Raw genomic sequence first — 363 nt, forward strand, 5'->3', positions numbered from 1 at the left:
TTCGCGGTCCTGCTGACCTCGACGAAGGTCTCGGAGGATGAGCGCTCGCGCGTGAAGGCGTTCATCCCGCTGTTGAACGGCACGTCCGTGTTCTTCGCCCTCTTCCAGCAGGAGTTCACCGTGATCGCGCTGTACTCCGCGCACCGCCTCGACCGGTACCTGTTCGGCTGGCTCATGCCCATGGAGTGGGTCAACTCCAACAACCCGATCTTCATCATCGTGTTCGCCCCGGTGTACGCCGCGCTGTGGACCAAGCTGGGCACCCGCCAGCCCGCCACCCCGGTGAAGTACGGCATCGGCATCGTCCCGATCGGCATCCCCTTCCTGCTGTTGCTCCCCGTGGCCGGCGTCGGCGGCGAGCCG

General features: G+C 66.1%; 1 pseudogene. It reads left to right on the forward strand.

The features are described 5' to 3' along the window. A pseudogene (locus KVS67_RS11680) lies at nt 1-363 on the forward strand (MFS transporter); the annotation flags it as partial.

The sequence above is a fragment of the Micrococcus sp. GbtcB5 genome (assembly GCF_019091605.1).
Taxonomy (GTDB): Bacteria; Actinomycetota; Actinomycetes; order Actinomycetales; family Micrococcaceae; genus Micrococcus; species Micrococcus luteus.